At 38.3% G+C, this 17,557-nt stretch carries 17 protein-coding genes; 4 read left to right on the plus strand and 13 right to left on the minus strand.

Annotated elements, in window-relative coordinates; genetic code table 11:
- Positions 1–9 precede the first annotated feature (9 nt).
- The 4 genes from MKX73_RS01055 to MKX73_RS01070 all read right to left on the minus strand — a co-directional run bounded on the left by MKX73_RS01055 (position 10) and on the right by MKX73_RS01070 (position 4,550).
- Complete coding sequence (locus MKX73_RS01055; RefSeq protein ID WP_340715938.1) at positions 10–1,122, minus strand: GerAB/ArcD/ProY family transporter; 1,113 nt, start codon at positions 1,120–1,122, stop codon at positions 10–12.
- Positions 1,119–2,699 (minus strand): spore germination protein, encoded by a 1,581-nt coding sequence (locus MKX73_RS01060; RefSeq protein ID WP_340715939.1) that lies wholly within the window; start codon positions 2,697–2,699, stop codon positions 1,119–1,121. The genes MKX73_RS01055 and MKX73_RS01060 overlap by 4 nt, the downstream gene beginning before the upstream one ends.
- A 197-nt stretch (positions 2,700–2,896) precedes the next feature.
- A complete protein-coding gene (locus tag MKX73_RS01065) occupies positions 2,897–3,985 on the minus strand; it encodes a M42 family metallopeptidase (protein WP_340715940.1) in 1,089 nt (362 codons plus the stop codon).
- A gap of 82 nt (positions 3,986–4,067) precedes the next feature.
- On the minus strand, positions 4,068–4,550 hold the full coding sequence (locus tag MKX73_RS01070) for a dUTP diphosphatase (protein WP_340715941.1): 483 nt from the start codon (positions 4,548–4,550) through the stop codon (positions 4,068–4,070).
- 90 nt (positions 4,551–4,640) lie between these two features.
- Between MKX73_RS01070 and MKX73_RS01075 the strand changes: the two genes are divergently transcribed.
- The 3 genes from MKX73_RS01075 to MKX73_RS01085 all read left to right on the plus strand — a co-directional run bounded on the left by MKX73_RS01075 (position 4,641) and on the right by MKX73_RS01085 (position 6,839).
- Positions 4,641–5,021 (plus strand): sigma-w pathway protein ysdB, encoded by a 381-nt coding sequence (locus MKX73_RS01075; protein WP_340715942.1) that lies wholly within the window; start codon positions 4,641–4,643, stop codon positions 5,019–5,021.
- An 88-nt stretch (positions 5,022–5,109) separates the two neighbouring features.
- On the plus strand, positions 5,110–5,787 hold the full coding sequence (locus MKX73_RS01080; RefSeq protein ID WP_340715943.1) for an ABC transporter ATP-binding protein: 678 nt from the start codon (positions 5,110–5,112) through the stop codon (positions 5,785–5,787).
- Positions 5,788–5,789: 2 nt separating this feature from the next.
- Entirely contained in the window at positions 5,790–6,839 is a 1,050-nt protein-coding gene (locus MKX73_RS01085; RefSeq protein ID WP_340715944.1) for an ABC transporter permease, read from the plus strand.
- 33 nt (positions 6,840–6,872) lie between these two features.
- Here MKX73_RS01085 and MKX73_RS01090 read toward each other — a convergent pair whose 3' ends face one another.
- The 5 genes from MKX73_RS01090 to infC form a co-directional block, all read right to left on the minus strand.
- On the minus strand, positions 6,873–7,463 hold the full coding sequence (locus tag MKX73_RS01090; protein ID WP_340715945.1) for a peroxidase-related enzyme: 591 nt from the start codon (positions 7,461–7,463) through the stop codon (positions 6,873–6,875).
- Positions 7,464–7,589: 126 nt separating this feature from the next.
- Positions 7,590–7,850: a DUF1294 domain-containing protein gene (locus tag MKX73_RS01095; RefSeq protein ID WP_251686520.1), complete on the minus strand. Its 261-nt coding sequence runs from the start codon at positions 7,848–7,850 to the stop codon at positions 7,590–7,592.
- Positions 7,851–7,919: 69 nt separating this feature from the next.
- Entirely contained in the window at positions 7,920–8,279 is a 360-nt protein-coding gene (rplT, locus tag MKX73_RS01100) for a 50S ribosomal protein L20 (RefSeq protein WP_340715946.1), read from the minus strand.
- Positions 8,280–8,354: 75 nt separating this feature from the next.
- A complete protein-coding gene (gene rpmI, locus MKX73_RS01105) occupies positions 8,355–8,555 on the minus strand; it encodes a 50S ribosomal protein L35 (protein ID WP_008407727.1) in 201 nt (66 codons plus the stop codon).
- Between the two features lie 35 nt (positions 8,556–8,590).
- Positions 8,591–9,094: a translation initiation factor IF-3 gene (gene infC, locus MKX73_RS01110; RefSeq protein WP_340718824.1), complete on the minus strand. Its 504-nt coding sequence runs from the start codon at positions 9,092–9,094 to the stop codon at positions 8,591–8,593.
- A gap of 437 nt (positions 9,095–9,531) precedes the next feature.
- On the opposite strand from infC, the gene MKX73_RS01115 reads away from it, so the two are divergent.
- Positions 9,532–10,368, plus strand: coding sequence for a manganese catalase family protein (locus MKX73_RS01115; protein ID WP_340715947.1), 837 nt, complete (start codon positions 9,532–9,534; stop codon positions 10,366–10,368).
- A 64-nt stretch (positions 10,369–10,432) separates the two neighbouring features.
- On the opposite strand, the gene MKX73_RS01120 is transcribed toward MKX73_RS01115, so the two are convergent.
- The 4 genes from MKX73_RS01120 to MKX73_RS01135 form a co-directional block, all read right to left on the minus strand.
- Positions 10,433–11,257, minus strand: a complete 825-nt coding sequence (locus MKX73_RS01120; protein WP_340715948.1) for a manganese catalase family protein — start codon at positions 11,255–11,257, stop codon at positions 10,433–10,435.
- A gap of 128 nt (positions 11,258–11,385) precedes the next feature.
- A complete protein-coding gene (gene thrS, locus MKX73_RS01125) occupies positions 11,386–13,317 on the minus strand; it encodes a threonine--tRNA ligase (RefSeq protein ID WP_340715949.1) in 1,932 nt (643 codons plus the stop codon).
- 535 nt (positions 13,318–13,852) lie between these two features.
- The gene (dnaI, locus tag MKX73_RS01130) at positions 13,853–14,812 is read right to left on the minus strand and encodes a primosomal protein DnaI (protein WP_340715950.1); all 960 of its coding nucleotides are present in this window, start codon (positions 14,810–14,812) and stop codon (positions 13,853–13,855) included.
- Positions 14,805–17,546 carry a DnaD domain protein gene (locus MKX73_RS01135; protein WP_340715951.1) on the minus strand — a complete coding sequence of 914 codons (2,742 nt, stop codon included), beginning with the start codon at positions 17,544–17,546 and terminating at the stop codon, positions 14,805–14,807. The genes dnaI and MKX73_RS01135 overlap by 8 nt, the downstream gene beginning before the upstream one ends.
- Positions 17,547–17,557: the final 11 nt, after the last annotated feature.

Genomic DNA, 17,557 nt, shown 5'->3' on the forward strand with positions numbered 1-17,557 from the left:
CCAGCTCACTCATTCCTTTCCAGCCCGCCGCTTGGACACTGATTTTTTTATAAGAGCAATTAAATACAGAACCATTGGATAAAATAGCACAATAACAAATGCGATATATCCGAATTTATTATTAAAATCATAGATTTCACTTCTTGTTTCAATGAAGAATGATCCTATAAATATTATTAAAAACATGCCTAAAATAAATTTCATTTCTGAAATATTGGCCATTCTTTTCATGCCCCTGAAAGCCGACCATGCATATAAACAGAGATTCGGTAAAATGATTATCATCCAAAAACAAACTGTAATAAGCTCTACCCTTTCAAGAAAAGGAAGACGAATATTACTAAAGAGAGACAACGTCGCCCAAATTGTACGCTCTAGCTGTTCCCCGCTGAAAAATGTTAATGTAACAATCATGACAAACAAATATAGAAACATTGTAAAAAACAATCCTAAAGAAACATATTTTTTTGCTTTCTCTTTTTCCTTAATAAACGGATAAAGTGTATGAATTACTTCAAATCCTGCTACGGTAAAGGTCATGTAATAGGCTCCTTTAAGAAGTCCAACTAAATCAGCGCTGAGTACAGGCAATAAAAAATTTACATTAGCATAATTTAGTGGAATTATTAACGCAATTGGAATCCATAATCCTAATAAAAAGCTAAAAAAACATATCCCGATAATTGTCCGAAGTCCGGCAGTAAAGGCATACAGCACCAGAATCATCAATGTAATCATAATAAATGAAGGCTTTAAATCCGGAAAAACCCAAGCATTGATAACATCTGTGTAGTTTCTTATAATTGCAAAAAAAGCTAGCCCACTATACATCACTAAAATTAAATTGATGAAATTTCCTATATATTTGCCGAATAAATCGAGATTAATACCAAAAATATCGTCTGACTCATATAATTCCAATAACTTTAATGACATAAAAACGGAAAGATAAGCTACCAAAAAACTAATAATAATGGAAATCCAGGCATCATGTTTTGCATATTGATAGATTACAGCCTGAAATCCATGAACCCCTACTCCCACCTGTGAAGCACAAATTATAAAGAATAGAAGGTGAGCATTAAACATTTCATTTGTTCCGATTTGCAATTTATTTTTCATTCTTTCACATTCCCATCATTCTTCTGACCATCCTGTTTTGATGAAAATTCAGCACCGTCTACTCTTGTAGTTGCTGATTTGCGAACAGTAAATCGATACGGAAATCGAATTATACTGTCACCCCAACTTCGAATTCTTGGAGGGTAAAATGGCGACAAGTATGGAGCACCCAAGCTCGTCAGTCTCAATAGATGAATCAATAAAATACAAAAAGCGAGCATTATTCCATAAAAACCCCAAAACCCGGCCATAATAATAATCGGAAAACGGACAATCCTGATGACATTCCCCATCATATAACTTGGCGTAATAAACGATGACAAGGCACATAGCGCAACAATAATGATCAGGATATTACTAGTAATCCCTGCTTGTACCGCCGCTGTCCCTAAGACTATACCGCCGACGATTCCTATTGTTTGACCAATTTTTGTCGGTAACCTTGCCCCTGCTTCACGAAGCAATTCCATAATCAATTCCAGGAAAAGTGCCTCCAGTATTGGCGGAAAGGGAACTCGTGCTCTCGATTCACTTAACGGAACTAACAGCGACTGAGGAATGACCTCGTAATGAAAAGTTAAAGCTCCTACATACAGTGGTGTTAAAAAGATAGAAATTAAAATAGCGACGAACCTTAAGAGCCTTAAAAATGTTGCGATTGGCCATCTTAAGTTTTTATCTTCTCTGCTCTGAAAAAATTCAATAAAGCTATACGGACAAAGAATGGCCATTGAACTCCCATCTACAAGAATTCCTACTTTCCCGCTTAACAACCCATCACAAAAACGGTCTGGACGTTCGGTTGTCAACATTTGCGGAAAAAAGGAAAGTTTATTGTCATCGAGTAATTCAGACAGTTCCGTGCTATCTATGATGTCTTGAATATCAAGTGCTTCAATTCTTTGCCTTATTGTATTTACATTTTGTTCCGCTACAATTCCTTTAATATACATTATTGAGAGTGCGGTATTTGTTTGTTTACCAACCTTGAATTTTTCGTTTCCCAAATTCGGATTTGCTATATATCGCCGAACAAGAGAGATGTTGGTAGATAAACTTTCATTAAAACCAACCTGTGATCCAATTACTTGCGATTCATTTTCAGGTGAAGTTAACCCTCGTGATTCTCTTGCCGGTATAATGACAAGTATTGCACAGTCATGTCCTTCAATATGAATAACGACTGCGCCCGTCAGCATTACATCAACACACTCACTCATTTTAGACGTCTCATTTATTTGCGGGAGCGGCAATTGACTTATGATCGTTTCTGGAGATTCATCCATAATATTTTGTAAAGCCGGCAAAAGTTTTAAATTTAAAATATCTTCTTTTATTAAATTATCCACAAACATGATCGTAATTTTTTCAGATACATTGCGTACGACCAAATCGGCTGGTGACAGTACCCTCTCACTCATATCCTGAATAAAAGTTTTAGTAGTTTCAGAAATGGTCTCACTTTTTTGCGTTTTGTCGGATGCCTGTTCTGGCATTTCTTTCTTTTGAGAAGATGGCGGTAATGGTTCTGTTTGTTTTTTGCGTGAATCATTTTTTTTCTTTTTTCCAAAAAACATACTACTGCCCCCATTCTTGAATAATTAATAGAACCATTATTTCCCTATATTATTTTTCTATTCATCAAATATCGATTTCTTTGTAAGTTTCATTATTGTAAAAGCAAAAAAAATCAATTTCCCTTTCGGAAAATTGATTTTTTATTTCACCTGGTCTCTACATATTCGTTATATAGTTCCAGATAGTAAATTCATTTTTATTCAAATGTAATTTTATTTACCGCATCACGGTCTAATCGTTTAATTACTTCTACGATTAATTTTACTGCATTGTCGTAATCATCACGGTGCAGGATTCCTGCGTGTGAGTGGATATAACGCGTTGCAACACCGATTGCCAATGATGGTACTCCATTTGCTGTAATATGGATACTTCCTGCATCCGTACCGCCGCCAGCCATTGCTTCGAACTGGTATGGAATGCCTGCTTCTTCAGCTACATCAAGGACAAATTCACGTAAGCCTGTATGTGATACCATTGATGCATCATATACGACAATTTGTGGACCTGCGCCCATTTTTGATGTTGACTCTTTCGGTGTCACGCCAGGTGTATCACCAGCAACACCAACATCTACAGAAAAACCGATATCCGGCTGTACTTTAAATGTGGACGTTTTTGCACCGCGAAGGCCAATCTCTTCTTGCACATTCCCGACACCATAAACAATGTTTGGATGCTTTTCGTCTTTTAATGCTTTCAGTACGTCAATTGCAATTGCACAGCCAATTCGGTTGTCCCATGCTTTCGCCAATAGATGTTTTTCGTTTTTCATTACGTTGAATTCGAAATATGGTGTAATCATATCTCCTGGACGTACGCCCCACTCCATTGCTTCTTCTTTTGAAGTGGCACCGATATCAACGAACATTGATTTAATGTCGACTACTTTGTTGCGAACATCAGCCGGTAAAATATGTGGCGGTTTTGATCCAATCACACCAATAATTTCTTCCCCTTTACGCGTTGTAATTGTCACACGTTGGGCAAGCATTACTTGGCTCCACCAGCCGCCAACTGTTTGGAAGAACACGAAACCTTTATCATCGATGCGTGTTACCATGAAACCAACTTCATCCAAGTGGCCCGCAACCATAATTTTCGGACCGTTTTCATCGCCTACTTTTTTTGCGATTAAACTGCCTAAGTTATCTGTTTCTACTTCATCTGCATAAGGTGCGATATATTTTTTCATCACTTCACGTGGTGCACGTTCATTTCCTGGAATGCCGTTTGCATCTGTTAAATCTTTGAACATTTGTAATGTAGCATCGAGCTTTGTCATGTGGTTTCCCCCTAATAATTACTCATCTTTATTATAGCGACAATATTTCGAAATGTGAAATAGTTTCTTAATATTATGTAAATTAATAGTCACTTCGTTGCCGCTCATAATTTTTTACATTCTTTAATTCATATGCCTGCATAACATCCTCGATTGTAAAATCCAAATTGTAGGCAATCAAGCTGTACTGTTCCCAAATCGCCCTGTAATTTTCTTCTGTTTGGTGCTGCAGAAATGTCAGAATCGTCTGTGTCGTAGTAAGAAAGGTTTCTGTTAACTCTTGCTTCTCTTTTAAATAGGGCCATTCCTTTAATTGAAATCCGCGCATATTTCCAAGTGAAAGCATAAAGTGAATCGAATCTACAAATTCTTCTAAAACAACAGCTTTTTCCGAGGGCCCCTTCGTTGACCAAAACTTGAAACAGCGTGTTTCGTTAGCAAGTTCACTTAGCTCGACTAATAATGCAAGCCCTTTTTCAGCAAACACATCCTTTTGTACATGTTGGTTTTCTTCAATGAATTGATCAAGTTTACGCTGTTTTTCAAATAATTGGCGAAATTGCATTAAAACATCCCTCTTTTTCAAAATAAAATGAAACTTTTTATACTACTCAATCGTATAGGAGGGAATCACCGTAAGCAAGGAGGAAGTTTCATGGCTATATTGTTACGATTCGCCATCATCCTTCTCATCATTTACATATTTTATCGAGGGGTACGCTACTTAATTGACCCAAAGCGTAAATTGGATGAGGCCTATGAAAATGGACAATATTATTTTTATGATGATGTGAAAAACATTCGGAAAAACTTTTTCATTTCGTATAAGGGGGCATTATTTGAAGGAGAAAAGTATTTAGGTACGACTGAAAATGCATTTGAAGTCGTCAGTATTTTTGTCTTTGTCCATGATGCGATGAAACTTCAAGGGTTTACGAAAGAAGATTTTTTGTATTTGGAAAATGAGATTCTCATGAATTATCCAAACGCCTCGATCAATTGGAAAAACCCGATCGAGCAATTGATGAAAGAATAACTGGAGATAGCGAACTGTACGATGGTGCAGTTCGCTTTTTTGAAACCTTTTTCTGCTATATCCGTATAAATGGATGAGGTGAAAAATTATGGAAGTATATATAAAGAAAGCAGGATACATACCAAATAAATCAAGCATCGAACAAATTGAATTTTCAATGCAACCCGGAACTATTATGGGTTTAATAGGAGGTAACGGCGCAGGAAAAAGTACTACAATTCAATCAATGCTTGGTGTTATTCCCTATTTTGAAGGGACAATCACCATCCCTTCCTACGGTTATGTTCCGGAACGCCCATTATTATATGAACATTTTACACTGCGCGAGCATCTTCAATTTTTAATTGATGAATATAATGATAAAACACTTTGGGATAAAGCAAGCCAGTTACTTACACTTTTTCAAATTGAGCGGCGACTGGATGATTTGCCGATTTACTTTTCAAAAGGAATGCAACAAAAAGTGATGCTTGTGTTGGCTTTTTTAATCGAACGACCTCTCTACATACTGGATGAGCCATTTATGGGACTAGATCCACGGGCTATGCGAGAACTGCTGGTTTTAATTGATGAACGCAAACAGCAAGGTGCATCCTTTTTACTTTGTACACACCAATTAGAAATGGCTGAAATGCTTTGTGACTATTACATTCTCCTTCATGAAGGAAATATCCAAGCTAAGGGTACCTTGATTGAACTACAACAAATAATTGGGCAACCTCTTTCTTTACTGGATATCTTTTATGAATTGCAAGGCAGGTTATAACGATGTTTGTAAAACGTCTTTATCGCTCCTATCAATTTAATTTTAAACTAATTAAATCAATTACAGATTGGACAGTTCTGCTATATCTTGTAGTACCCAGTCTCATTATCGGCTTTTTCCTATATCGAGATATTGCTGGTAATTTTCAAGTATTTGAGCTTCAGCCGATTCCTTTATCCCTTTTGTTCTTTGGATTAAGCTTCTTTTTAGTTAAACCGTCTTTACGCCTCTTTATATATGATGCAGATCTGTTATTTTATAAGCAACAAGAAAGAAAAATTCACCATATTAAACTATGGGGTTACAGTTATTCATTCTTACTATATAACTTTGTACTTGTTATTCTGTTATTGCTCGCTTCGCCCTTTATCCTATTTCCATTTTGGGAAGTTCTTTTTGCTTTAAATATAATAAGCGTACTCCATATATGTACACAGTATCGATATCAAAAGTGGTTTACAAAATGGCCGTTACTACTTATAGTTCATACACTCATTGTTTTAAGCCTCATTTTGCCATTATGGGGATTTTCGGTACTACTTGTTGTTGTTCATCTTCGTTTATTAAATATTGTACTTAGCAATCGTTACTGGACAATTGAAACACGCTGGGAATATGAGGCCTTTTACAGTTGGATGAAGCGCATTTATCAATTTAGTCTGGAAATGCGTTACTATATGCCAGCTAAGACGAAGCAGCCGCTAATTTTACTTGCGAAAAAGAAAGTATTAAGTACACATCGCATCGATAATCTAATCTACAAAACATTATTGAGAAAACTGAATTACTTGAAATCACCAGTTCAGCTCGTTGTCATTAGTATCATTCTTCTTATTGTGCTACCTCTATGGGCAAAAGCAATTATCCTTATATTTTCTTTTATCGGATTAAACGTTGCCCTTAGCTCAATCTTCAATGAAATTAAACAAGCGCCTTTTTTCCAGCTAATGTCCGTTCAGGAAAATGAGTGGTTTCAGGCGAAGAATCGTATCAAATACCGCTTCTTTACTCCGATTGGTGTTGTAATGATACTCCTATTTATTATGATGTAAAAAAGGATGCCGCATTTTACTGCAGCATCCTTTTTATCGATTATGTCCGTAATGCCCGGGATTTGAGACAGCCCCAATCGTACTTACCCAGCGGTTTGTATAATTGAAGAACCCGGCAACATATGCGGCTTCCAATATTTCGTGATCATTAAAGCCAGCCTTGCGCAGTAAATCAACCTCTTTTGTTGTTATTTCATTTGGATATCTCGTGACCCGGTAGGCATAATCACATAACGCACGCTGCTTTTCCGTAAGTTTTGCAGAGCGGTAATTGTAGGTTAACTGGTCAACCCATCCCGGATTTTTTGTTATCCCGCGAAGGACATCGCTATGTGAAGTGAGGCAATAATTACAATTATTCGTCGAAGAGACAACTAATCCGATCATTTCCTTGTCTGCTAATGATAAATACGTCGTCTCCTCATTGAACAAGGAATACTTAAATTCCAAAAATCCTTTATACTGCAACGCATTCAATGGAAGAATTTTAAATAAATTATTTATAAAACCATTCTGCTCCATCTGCTTTTCAACATGCTGGTCAAAAAGTTGCTGTACATCTTCCGGAATTTCTTCTTCATTTGGTTTTTGTAAATAAGACAACTGCTCTTCGTATTTGCTCATTTCATTACTCCCTGCTTTTGAATTTACTGAATTTATTATAAATTACAACTATTAATCTAACAAATGATAATCTGTCACTCCATATAAAAAAGCATAGACAATTTCAGTCTATGCTTCCGGATGATATTAAAATAGCTGAACGAGCAAGAATACATGAATCGCGCCAAGTAAAGGAAAGCCAAATGCAAATTTATTATGCTTTGTTTTATGGCGGAATAAGTACATCCCTAATACACCGCCAAGTGCGCCGCCTAAAACGCCTAATGTTAATAATGTCCGTTCGGAAATACGCCATTCCTTCTTTTTGGCGCGTTCCTTATCTATGTACATATATACACAGAGTACGAGTGAAACAACTGCGACATATGAAAGTGCTGCTAATTCCATCTGGATCCCCCTAGTCAAAAAAAGACCGATAAGGAGCAAATCCCTATCAGTCTTTATTATATACTAAAATTATTTAGCGACTGCTTTTTTAGCTTCATCAGCTAATTGAGCGAATGCTGTTGCATCAGTTACAGCTAAGTCAGCTAACATTTTACGGTTAACTTCGATACCTGCTACTTTTAAGCCGTGCATTAAACGAGAGTAAGATAAACCGTTCATGCGAGCAGCTGCATTAATACGAGTGATCCATAATTTACGGAAATCACGTTTCTTTTGACGACGGTCACGGTATGCATATTGACCTGATTTCATTACTGCTTGGTTAGCTACTTTGTATAAAGTATGTTTTGAACCGTAGTAACCTTTAGCTAATTTTAAAACTTTTTTGCGACGAGCGCGTGTTACTGTTCCGCCTTTTACGCGTGGCATAGTAATTACCTCCTGCTAATTCTTTCGAATGCTTAATTTTATTTTTGTTAATAATAATCTTTTAAACGGTCAAGATTATTTCATGTAAGTTAATAATGTACGGATACGCTTGAAATCGCCTGAAGTTGCAACTTTCGCTTTACGTAAGTGACGTTTTGCTTTAGTTGATTTGTTAGCGAATAAGTGAGAGCCATAAGCACGGTCAAATTTTAATTTACCAGTACCTGTTTTTTTGAAACGTTTCGCAGCTCCACGGTGAGTTTTCATTTTTGGCATGTCGATTTCCTCCTAAACTTGTTACTACATACGTATTATTTCTCTGCCTTCGGTTGAAGAACTAAGAACATGCTTCGGCCTTCCATCTTCGGTTTTTGTTCAACCGTAGATACTTCAGCACAAGCTTCAGCAAATCGATCTAGCACACGCTGACCGATTTCTTTGTGTGTAATTGCACGACCTTTAAAGCGAATTGACGCTTTAACTTTGTCACCTTTTTCAAGGAACTTAATCGCATTACGTAATTTCGTTTGAAAATCATGTTCATCGATTGTTGGGCTCAAGCGAACCTCTTTCATTACGATTACTTTAGAATTTTTACGAATTTCACGGTCTTTCTTTTGCTGATCGAACTTAAATTTACCATAGTCCATGACACGAGCGACTGGTGGCTTGGCTTGAGGGGCCACAAGGACAAGATCCAAGTTAGCACGAGCGGCAATTTCCAACGCTTCATTACGCGTTTTTAAACCAAGCTGATCACCATTGTGATCAATTAGACGAAGTTCTCGCGCGCGGATGCCTTCGTTTACATACATGTCTTTGCTAATATTAATCCACCTCCAAGGGTTTGTCGCGAATACATGATTTGGTGTAAAGTATAACCCTGTCGAACGGTACACCTCTGCGTGATGTCCATATGTTCTTTTCATTTTTACAAACAAAAAGGACGGACATTTGAGATGTCCGCCCGCTATATGTGCATACGCATTCATGCGTAAAACAATTCAACGTTTCTGATACCTGCTCGTAACTTATATCAAAGCACTTGTCAGGTGAGAAGCGGGCAGCCTCTACTTTCAAACTTTTGTATTCATAACTTAAATAATCTTATCACGTGATTGAAATAGCGTCAAGCATTTTATTTAATTTCTGCAAATTGAATTGAAATTAATTTTCATCTGCAGGTTTCACTTAAAAATTTCGTGGTATCTAATTAGGGACCCACATTTTATCGATAGGAGGAATTTTTAATATGTTCAGACATCAAAAAGAATTACAATTTGAGGTAAAAGTTGAAAGACCAGATCCATTATTAGCGAAACAAATTCAGGAAGTTCTTGGCGGTCAGTTCGGTGAAATGAGTGTCATGATGCAATATCTGTTCCAAGGCTGGAACTGTCGCGGCGAAGAAAAATATAAAGATTTATTAATGGATATCGGTACTGAAGAAATCGGTCACGTCGAAATGCTATGTTCTTTGATTAGTCAATTACTTGATGGTGCATCACCTGATGACCAGCAAAAAATTGCGCAAGATCCGATGATGAATTCAATTATGGGCGGCATTAACCCGCAACATTTAATTGTCAGCGGTTTAGGAGCTACACCAAAAGACTCTAACGGTGTACCTTGGAATGCCGGATATATTGCAGCGAGCGGTAACCTGCTGGCAGACTTCCGCGCAAACTTAAATGCAGAATCACAAGGCCGTTTACAAGTTGCGCGTTTATACCATATGACAAAAGATGAAGGTGTACGTACTGTATTCAGAAAAATGCTGGCACGTGACCGTTATCACCAATATCAATGGATGGCAGCGATTAAAGAGCTTGAAGAAAAGAAAGGCTTCGTCGTTCCTGCTTCATTCGCACCGGAAGACGAGTTGGAAGCTCAGCCGCATGCATATGAATTATGGAGCTTATCGGAAGGTACAGCATCTAAAAATGGTCCGTGGGCACAAGGTACAGCACCAGACGGAACAGGGGAATTTGTATTCCTGGATAACCCGGCACCAATGGGACAAGTTCCGAACCCAGCAGTACCACCAACAACTTTACACCATGATATCGATATCGATAAAAAATTATAATCTACGATATAAACTGTTCTCGGCTTGTTTTGAATTACACAAGTCGAGGACAGTTTTTTTGTTTTTACATCATATTAGGTGGTGTGTCGAATATAACGGGCGGTGCCGGGCGTAAAACAGGAGCCGGGGCAAAAGGTTGCGGGTGTTCCACATAATTAAAGACACCCTCCCCGTCCATGCTCGGTCCGTGTGCCCAACGCCCGTGCGCGCTTTCATTTCCACGGGAGAAGTTAAATAATGTATAGGCTACTTCCCGTTTTTCAAGCTCTTTAGGGAAAGTACTTGGCACAATAATATTTTCCTGAGCTTCTAATTCTTTAATCGCTGCTATCCACTGATTTTGATGCATTGTGTCTCTAGCAAGCAGCCATGAAAACATATCCCGTACCCCTGGATCTTCCGTCTCATAATACAGACGCGCTACCTGAAGACGCCCTTGTGATTCGGCATTCAGATTCGCACGAAAATCCGCCAATAAGTTGCCGCTTGCTGCAATGTAGCCGGCATTCCATGGTACGCCATTGGAATCTTTCGGTGCAGCCCCTAGACCACTGACAATTATATGTTGGGGGTTACTGCCTCCTAAAATTGCTGCAATCAGCGGGTCCTTTGCAGCCTCATCTAACAGTATCGGTTCTACTCCATCAAGCAATCTCGCAATCATGGTTGAGATCATTTCTATATGAGCAAGCTCTTCCGTACCCGTATCCATCAGTAAGTCACGGTATTTTTCGTTGCCTCTTGTATTCCAGCCCTGAAACAAATATTGAAGTGCAACCGACATTTCTCCGAATTGACCACCGAGAATCTCCTGCATTTTCCGGGCCATAACCGGATCGGGTTTACACGGCTTGGCTTCGTATTGCAGTTCCTTTATATGATAAAACATTTATTCACTCCTTTTATATTTCCTACTATATGCATTTATCTAATAAGTGCTTTAAAAATATAAAATTTGTAGCTTGAATTTTGAAAACTAAAAAGGCGTCCCATAAAATACGGGACGCCCTCTTCTTATTATTTCTTCACTTCTGCTGTAATATCTGCAAGGAACTGATCAAAGCTGATTGTTTCTGAATCCTTTGAACCGTAACGGCGGATATTTACCGCATTTTCTGCAACTTCTTTATCTCCAAGTACAAGCATGTACGGAATTTTTTGCATTTGTGCTTCACGGATTTTATAACCTAATTTTTCTTCACGGTCATCCATTTCCACACGGATACCAGCTGCTGCTAATTTTTCTTGTACTTCGCGTGCGTAATCATAGTGCACTGCATTTGATACAGGAATAATTGTTGCTTGCACCGGTGCCAACCATGTTGGGAATGCCCCTTTGTATTCTTCGATTAAGAATGCTACGAAACGTTCCATTGTCGATACAACACCTCGGTGGATAACAACCGGACGTTGCGGCTGACCATCTTCACCGATGTATGAAAGGTCAAAGCGTTGCGGCAATAAGAAGTCAAGTTGTGCAGTCGATAAAGTTTCTTCTTTACCAATTGCTGTTTTTACTTGAACGTCCAGTTTCGGACCATAGAATGCTGCTTCATCTTCAGCGATGAAGTAGTCATATCCAAGCTCATCCATTGCTTCTTTTAACATCGCCTGTGCAGTTTCCCACATTTGATCGTCATCAAAGTATTTCTCTGTGTTGTTCGGGTCGCGGTAAGAAAGACGGAATGAGAAGTCTTTTAAATCAAAGTCTTTATATACTTCTAAAATCAGTTCCACCACTTTTTTGAATTCTGCTTTAATTTGGTCCGGACGTACGAAAATGTGTGCGTCATTTAAAGTCATCCCGCGTACACGCTGCAGACCAGATACCGCACCACTCATTTCATAACGGTGCATTGTACCAAGTTCCGCGATACGGATTGGTAAGTGACGGTAAGAGTGCAGACCGTTTTTGAACACCATCATATGGTGTGGACAGTTCATTGGACGTAAAACAAGTGTTTCATTATCCATTTCCATTGGAGGGAACATGCCTTCTTGATAGTGTTCCCAGTGTCCTGATGTTTCGTATAATTTTTTCGAGCCAAGCACTGGTGTATATACGTGTTTGTATCCTAAAGATAATTCTTTGTCTACGATGTAGCGTTCAATTGTACGGCGGATTGTCGCACCGTTTGGTAACCAAAGCGGTAAACCTTGACCAACTGTTTGGCTAGTCATGAATAAATCCAGTTCTTTACCGATTTTACGGTGGTCACGTTCTTTTGCTTCTTCAAGCATTTGAAGGTGGTGTTTCAGCTCGTCTTTTGTAAAGAATGCAGTACCGTAAATACGTTGCAGCATTTTGTTGTCTGAGTTACCGCGCCAGTAAGCACCAGCTAATGATAATAGTTTGAATTCTTTTAATTTGCCTGTAGATGGTACGTGTACACCACGGCAAAGGTCAAAGAAATCGCCTTGGTAGTAGATTGATACTTGGTCATCTGCCGGAATTGCTTCAAGTAGTTCTAATTTATATTCGTCGCCAACTTCCTCGTAAATTTTTTGTGCTTCATCACGAGAAACGTTTTTGCGCTCAATTTCGATGTTTTCAGAAATGATTTTTTTCATTTCTTTTTCGATTGCCGGTAAATCTTCTGCAGTAATCGGTGTTGGTGAATCGATGTCATAATAGAAGCCTGAATCGATAACTGGACCGATACCTAATTTTGCGTCCGGGTAAAGACGTTTTACTGCCTGTGCTGTTAAGTGGGCAGTAGAGTGACGAAGAATTTCTAACGCTTCGTCTGATTTATTTGTAATGATTTCGATTGCACCATCTTGTTCGATTCCTGTTTTTGCATCGATTAATGTGCCGTTGATTTTACCTGCTAATGTTGATTTTTTAAGTCCTGGGCTAATTGAACCTGCAACGTCCAATGTAGATGTTCCCTTGGCGAATTCCTTTACTGCGCCATCCGGGAATGTTAATTTGATCATTTCTGACATGTTGTTGTCCTCCTTTTAAATATTTGAAAGTGATAAAATGCCGTCTTTAAATGCCGTTGATTTCCGTTTCGGTTACGCTTTCCGCGGGCACGGCTCGAGCCTGTAGTCTCTCACTCGTGCTTTTCCCGCTGGAGTCGAACCTCCACTCCAATCAACTAGTTTTCCCTGCAAATATCATTTCACTACTCTTTTATAAAATTTGTTCAGCACTTTTAGGCAAAATAAAAAGCACCGTCCCAACAAAGGGACGATGCTGTATGCTCGTGGTGCCACCCTTCTTCCTTCTTCGTTAAAACGAATCAGAAGCTCTCGGTCAGTTAACGTACTGAGAAACGATGACGGATTGGCCCCGTCACTGCTCCAAGGTAGTAAAGTATAACGCTTGTGCTAGGAAGCTTGCAGCCGTGTCTTCCCTCTCTAAAAGCCAGTTCGTTAAACTTATTGTCCTTTTCAATGCATTTATTGTTTATTTACGTACAAAGTATACGCCCGATTTTATAGAAAAGCAATATTGAACATTAAAACTTTCGATATTTTATTTTCTGCGGTTTGTTCCTGTAATTTCAAGCGGTGTCGTTAATGCTTGTACACGCTGTAAAATACGGCCTGATTTCATTTCATCAATTGCCCCATGTTCAGTTACGGACCATTGTTCTTCCAGCTGTTTGTAATTGAAGTTTGAAGAAATAAATGTCGGCAATTTTTCCGCCATACGGTAATGCAGAATTGACCCGATAATTTCATCTCTTGTCCATGTAGAAATCGGTTCTGAGCCAACATCATCGAGCATTAGTACCGGCACTTTTTTTACAAAATCGATTTTCTGTTCAATCGATCCTTCTGTGACCGACGACTTTAATTCGCGGATGAATTCCGGCATATATACTAATAAAGTTTGAATACGTTCTTTCGACAAAGCATTTGCGATGGCGCCTAAAATATAGGTTTTTCCAACACCGAATGTGCCGTATAAATAAAGCCCTTTTGCAGGAAGCTCTTTCGTTTCACGGTATTGTTTCCTGAATTCAACCATAAACTGTGTCGCAGCCATGCGTGAACTATCATTCATATCCATTTCATTAAAGTCTGCCTTCAGGACGTCTTTCGGCATATACATCGTCTTCATCATTGAAGCAAGTTCACGCTGGTCATCTTCTTTAAGCATTTGTTCGCACTTGCGGTAAATAATATTAATCTGACCATTCGAAAGCATCAATTGCGGAACATGACCTTTATAGAAATTTTGACACTGCGATGTAGAACCGGCTCCACAGCAAGTGTGCTTTTGCTCTACAAATTCAAAAAGAGTTGTCATCCCATATTGAATAACAGCCGAGTTTTCCGTCATATCATGGTCATCCATAAACTGTTTTACACTCGGATGTGAAAGGACCCGGTTTTTTAATTCATTATATTTCTGCTCAAATGACGGGATATTTATTTTATTGAGCGAATCTTTTATTGGTTCGATCGTACTCACCTGCTTTTTAATCACTATTTAATTGCTCTAATAATTTTTTGCGCTGCTCTTCAAAATCAATCTGGTTTTGAGCGTTACTGGAACTAGCTTGTTGTACAGGTTCCTGATCTTTTTCTTTGAACCAATCCGGAACTACGCCAACTTTCCTTGCCCCGCGCTGTTTGTTTTTCTTATCTTGCATTTCAGTATAAATCTTCGCTTGATTAATCGTCTGAATTTTATTGTTTCGCCAAGTATTTGCGACACTGTTAATGTATTTTTCAGGCAATGCACCTTCTGTTTTTTCCATTACATACTCGAGCATGTAGTTGACGACAGCCGGGATCATCTTGTAATGCAGGATTAATTTTTCCGCTGTTGCGACAACATACGCAAACGGCTCATGACCATCGTTTAACTCTTTTGTAAATTCATACGGCGTCGCTTTTTCATAGCGGGCCAATTCCGGTGTAAACACATAATCTTGCGGGTAATATTTCGGTAAATCGTGCTCGGTAATTTTCACGTCTACTTTATTTTCTTTATAGTTCGATTCAATGTAGGCCAGTGCATCTTTCGCCAATAGGATGTTTTTCAGCTGCATATTGAGTGCAAGCGTCTGAATTTGATTACGTCCAAAACGGCTCGTTTTATTCGTTAATATAAATTCAAGTATGGCATTGACTACACCAACTTTAATGCCGTGTTTTAATACGAGATCATCCACTTGCTTCACCAGCATTTCTACCGGTTCTTTCCCGTTAAGCAGATTTTTCATGAAATCATATGGCAATGTTTCATCGAAAGCCGGAATCCATTTCGACATATCTTTGACGGTAACTTTAAATGCAAGCGGTGTATCCATCGTAATTTTGGATGCCTTCAATTGAGTTCCATCGCTTTCTTCTACAATGCGAAGAGCTTCTAAAGCATTTGCCGGAGGATTTAACATCCAGTTACCGGCAATAGACTGTACAAAGTTTTTCGTTAGTTTCCCATTGCTCTCATTATAGGCATATTCCATCAGAACATTGACAGCACCTACCGAAAGGCCTTGCTGCAATACGAGTTCCTCGGCTAAGTCGACAATGAATTTCACCGGCTTTTTCCCTTTATACAGTGATTTCAGGAAATAGTAAGGCACCGTTTTATCATAATGAATCGATTGGTCATCTACCGTTAAATAATCTTCTGTCACTTTAATAAGATTGCGTTCATTTCGCTTTTCAATATAGTCCAATGCTTGCTCTGCTGTTTTAATTTGATTGTACCGGATTTCAGATGCCAACGCTTCTACAAACGATTCCGGCAAGTTGCCTTTTGTCGAATCCCACACATGACGAATGATGACATTTGCCACTTCAATCGGGATATCATAAGAACTGTAAAGCGATTCTGCTATTTTTACATGCCCTGAAAATGGTTCTTCACCATGAGTCAAAATCAGCAAATACTGATAAGGTGTAGAATTTTTAAAATCAACGAGCGCTGGATCAGGAGAATCGTTTTTCGAGTTATTATTTTCTTCCACTTTATTTAAATCGTTTTTCGTAACTGTGATTTTCGATAGGTTTTTTGATTTACGATCACGGTAACTATGTTCTGCTTTGGCAATTTCCATAGTATTTTCGGCTGTTTTTGCACCTTTTTTCAGCCAGTTATTCATGACAACCATCATAAAGTTTTTATTGTAATTTAATTCGTCATTCATTGAAATATAATGTATCAAAACATTCAATGTGCCGTAAGAAACTCCTTTTCTGATGAAATTATTAAATTCCATTACAACGGATTCTGGAGGCAAATAACCATTAAATTTCTGGAAAACTTCAATCGGTGAGGTTTTTTCCAAGTACTCGATTAAGCCTTCTTTATCATTAATATTTTGCTGTGTTTTTGCAGGAGCGGTGCTGTTTACTTCTACCGAACGGAAAATGTCCTGTTTTTTGATCAGTTTAGGCTTTGCGACACCTACGTTCAGCTGGTAGTATTCTTCACAGCGTTTTTCAAGCTCTTTTTTCGTTAATCCTTCATCTGTATCCCAAGCGAGTAACACGATTCTTTGCATATCCGTAACAGAGAAGTTGTACATAAATGCTAATTTGGCAATGGCAATCTTAATATCCAATGTAAATAATCTACTCGGAATTAAGTTTTGGCTCATGCCCATCATGAAGCTTTTAAAATCAAATAAGTCATACTCAAACGGGTAAGACATTTTCGAACGTTCATTTGCCGAACCTGGACTTTCCTGCATTACCTGCATTAGCTCAGTTTCTGTTATTGCAACAAATGCATCATTAAAGCTGCTTGTTACATCTTTGTATCCATGTAAGGCAATGTCATGTTTTGATAGTTTATTTCGTAATGATTCATACTGTTCGCGGCCGATTTTCCGTAAAAGTGCTACAGAAAGTATCGAATCGTCAAAGAAGTCATGGCCAGTCAATGGCGGATATAAAATATACTTCATCGATTTATATGAATCCATCATCTTTTCAAATGATTTCAATAAACCAATTGCTTCTAATACAATTCTTGCTTGCAGTAATTGCTTCGGTTTAAAACTTAAGGAATCGAGCAGGTTGCTATGAAAACAAGTTGCTTTTTCGTGTTGTTGTGTTTCAACCCATAACTTTAAATATAGTGCGGTCGCTTCAACACCGATAATCGGCTGATAGCATAATTGCAATGCAAGCTGATGCTCACTAGTGATAGTTTGAGGGCAATGAATTTCACAATGGTCATATGGATTTAGCTGATTCATCATTACCATTTATC

The organism is Solibacillus sp. FSL W7-1436 (assembly GCF_038007305.1).
In the GTDB taxonomy this organism is placed as follows: domain Bacteria; phylum Bacillota; class Bacilli; order Bacillales_A; family Planococcaceae; genus Solibacillus.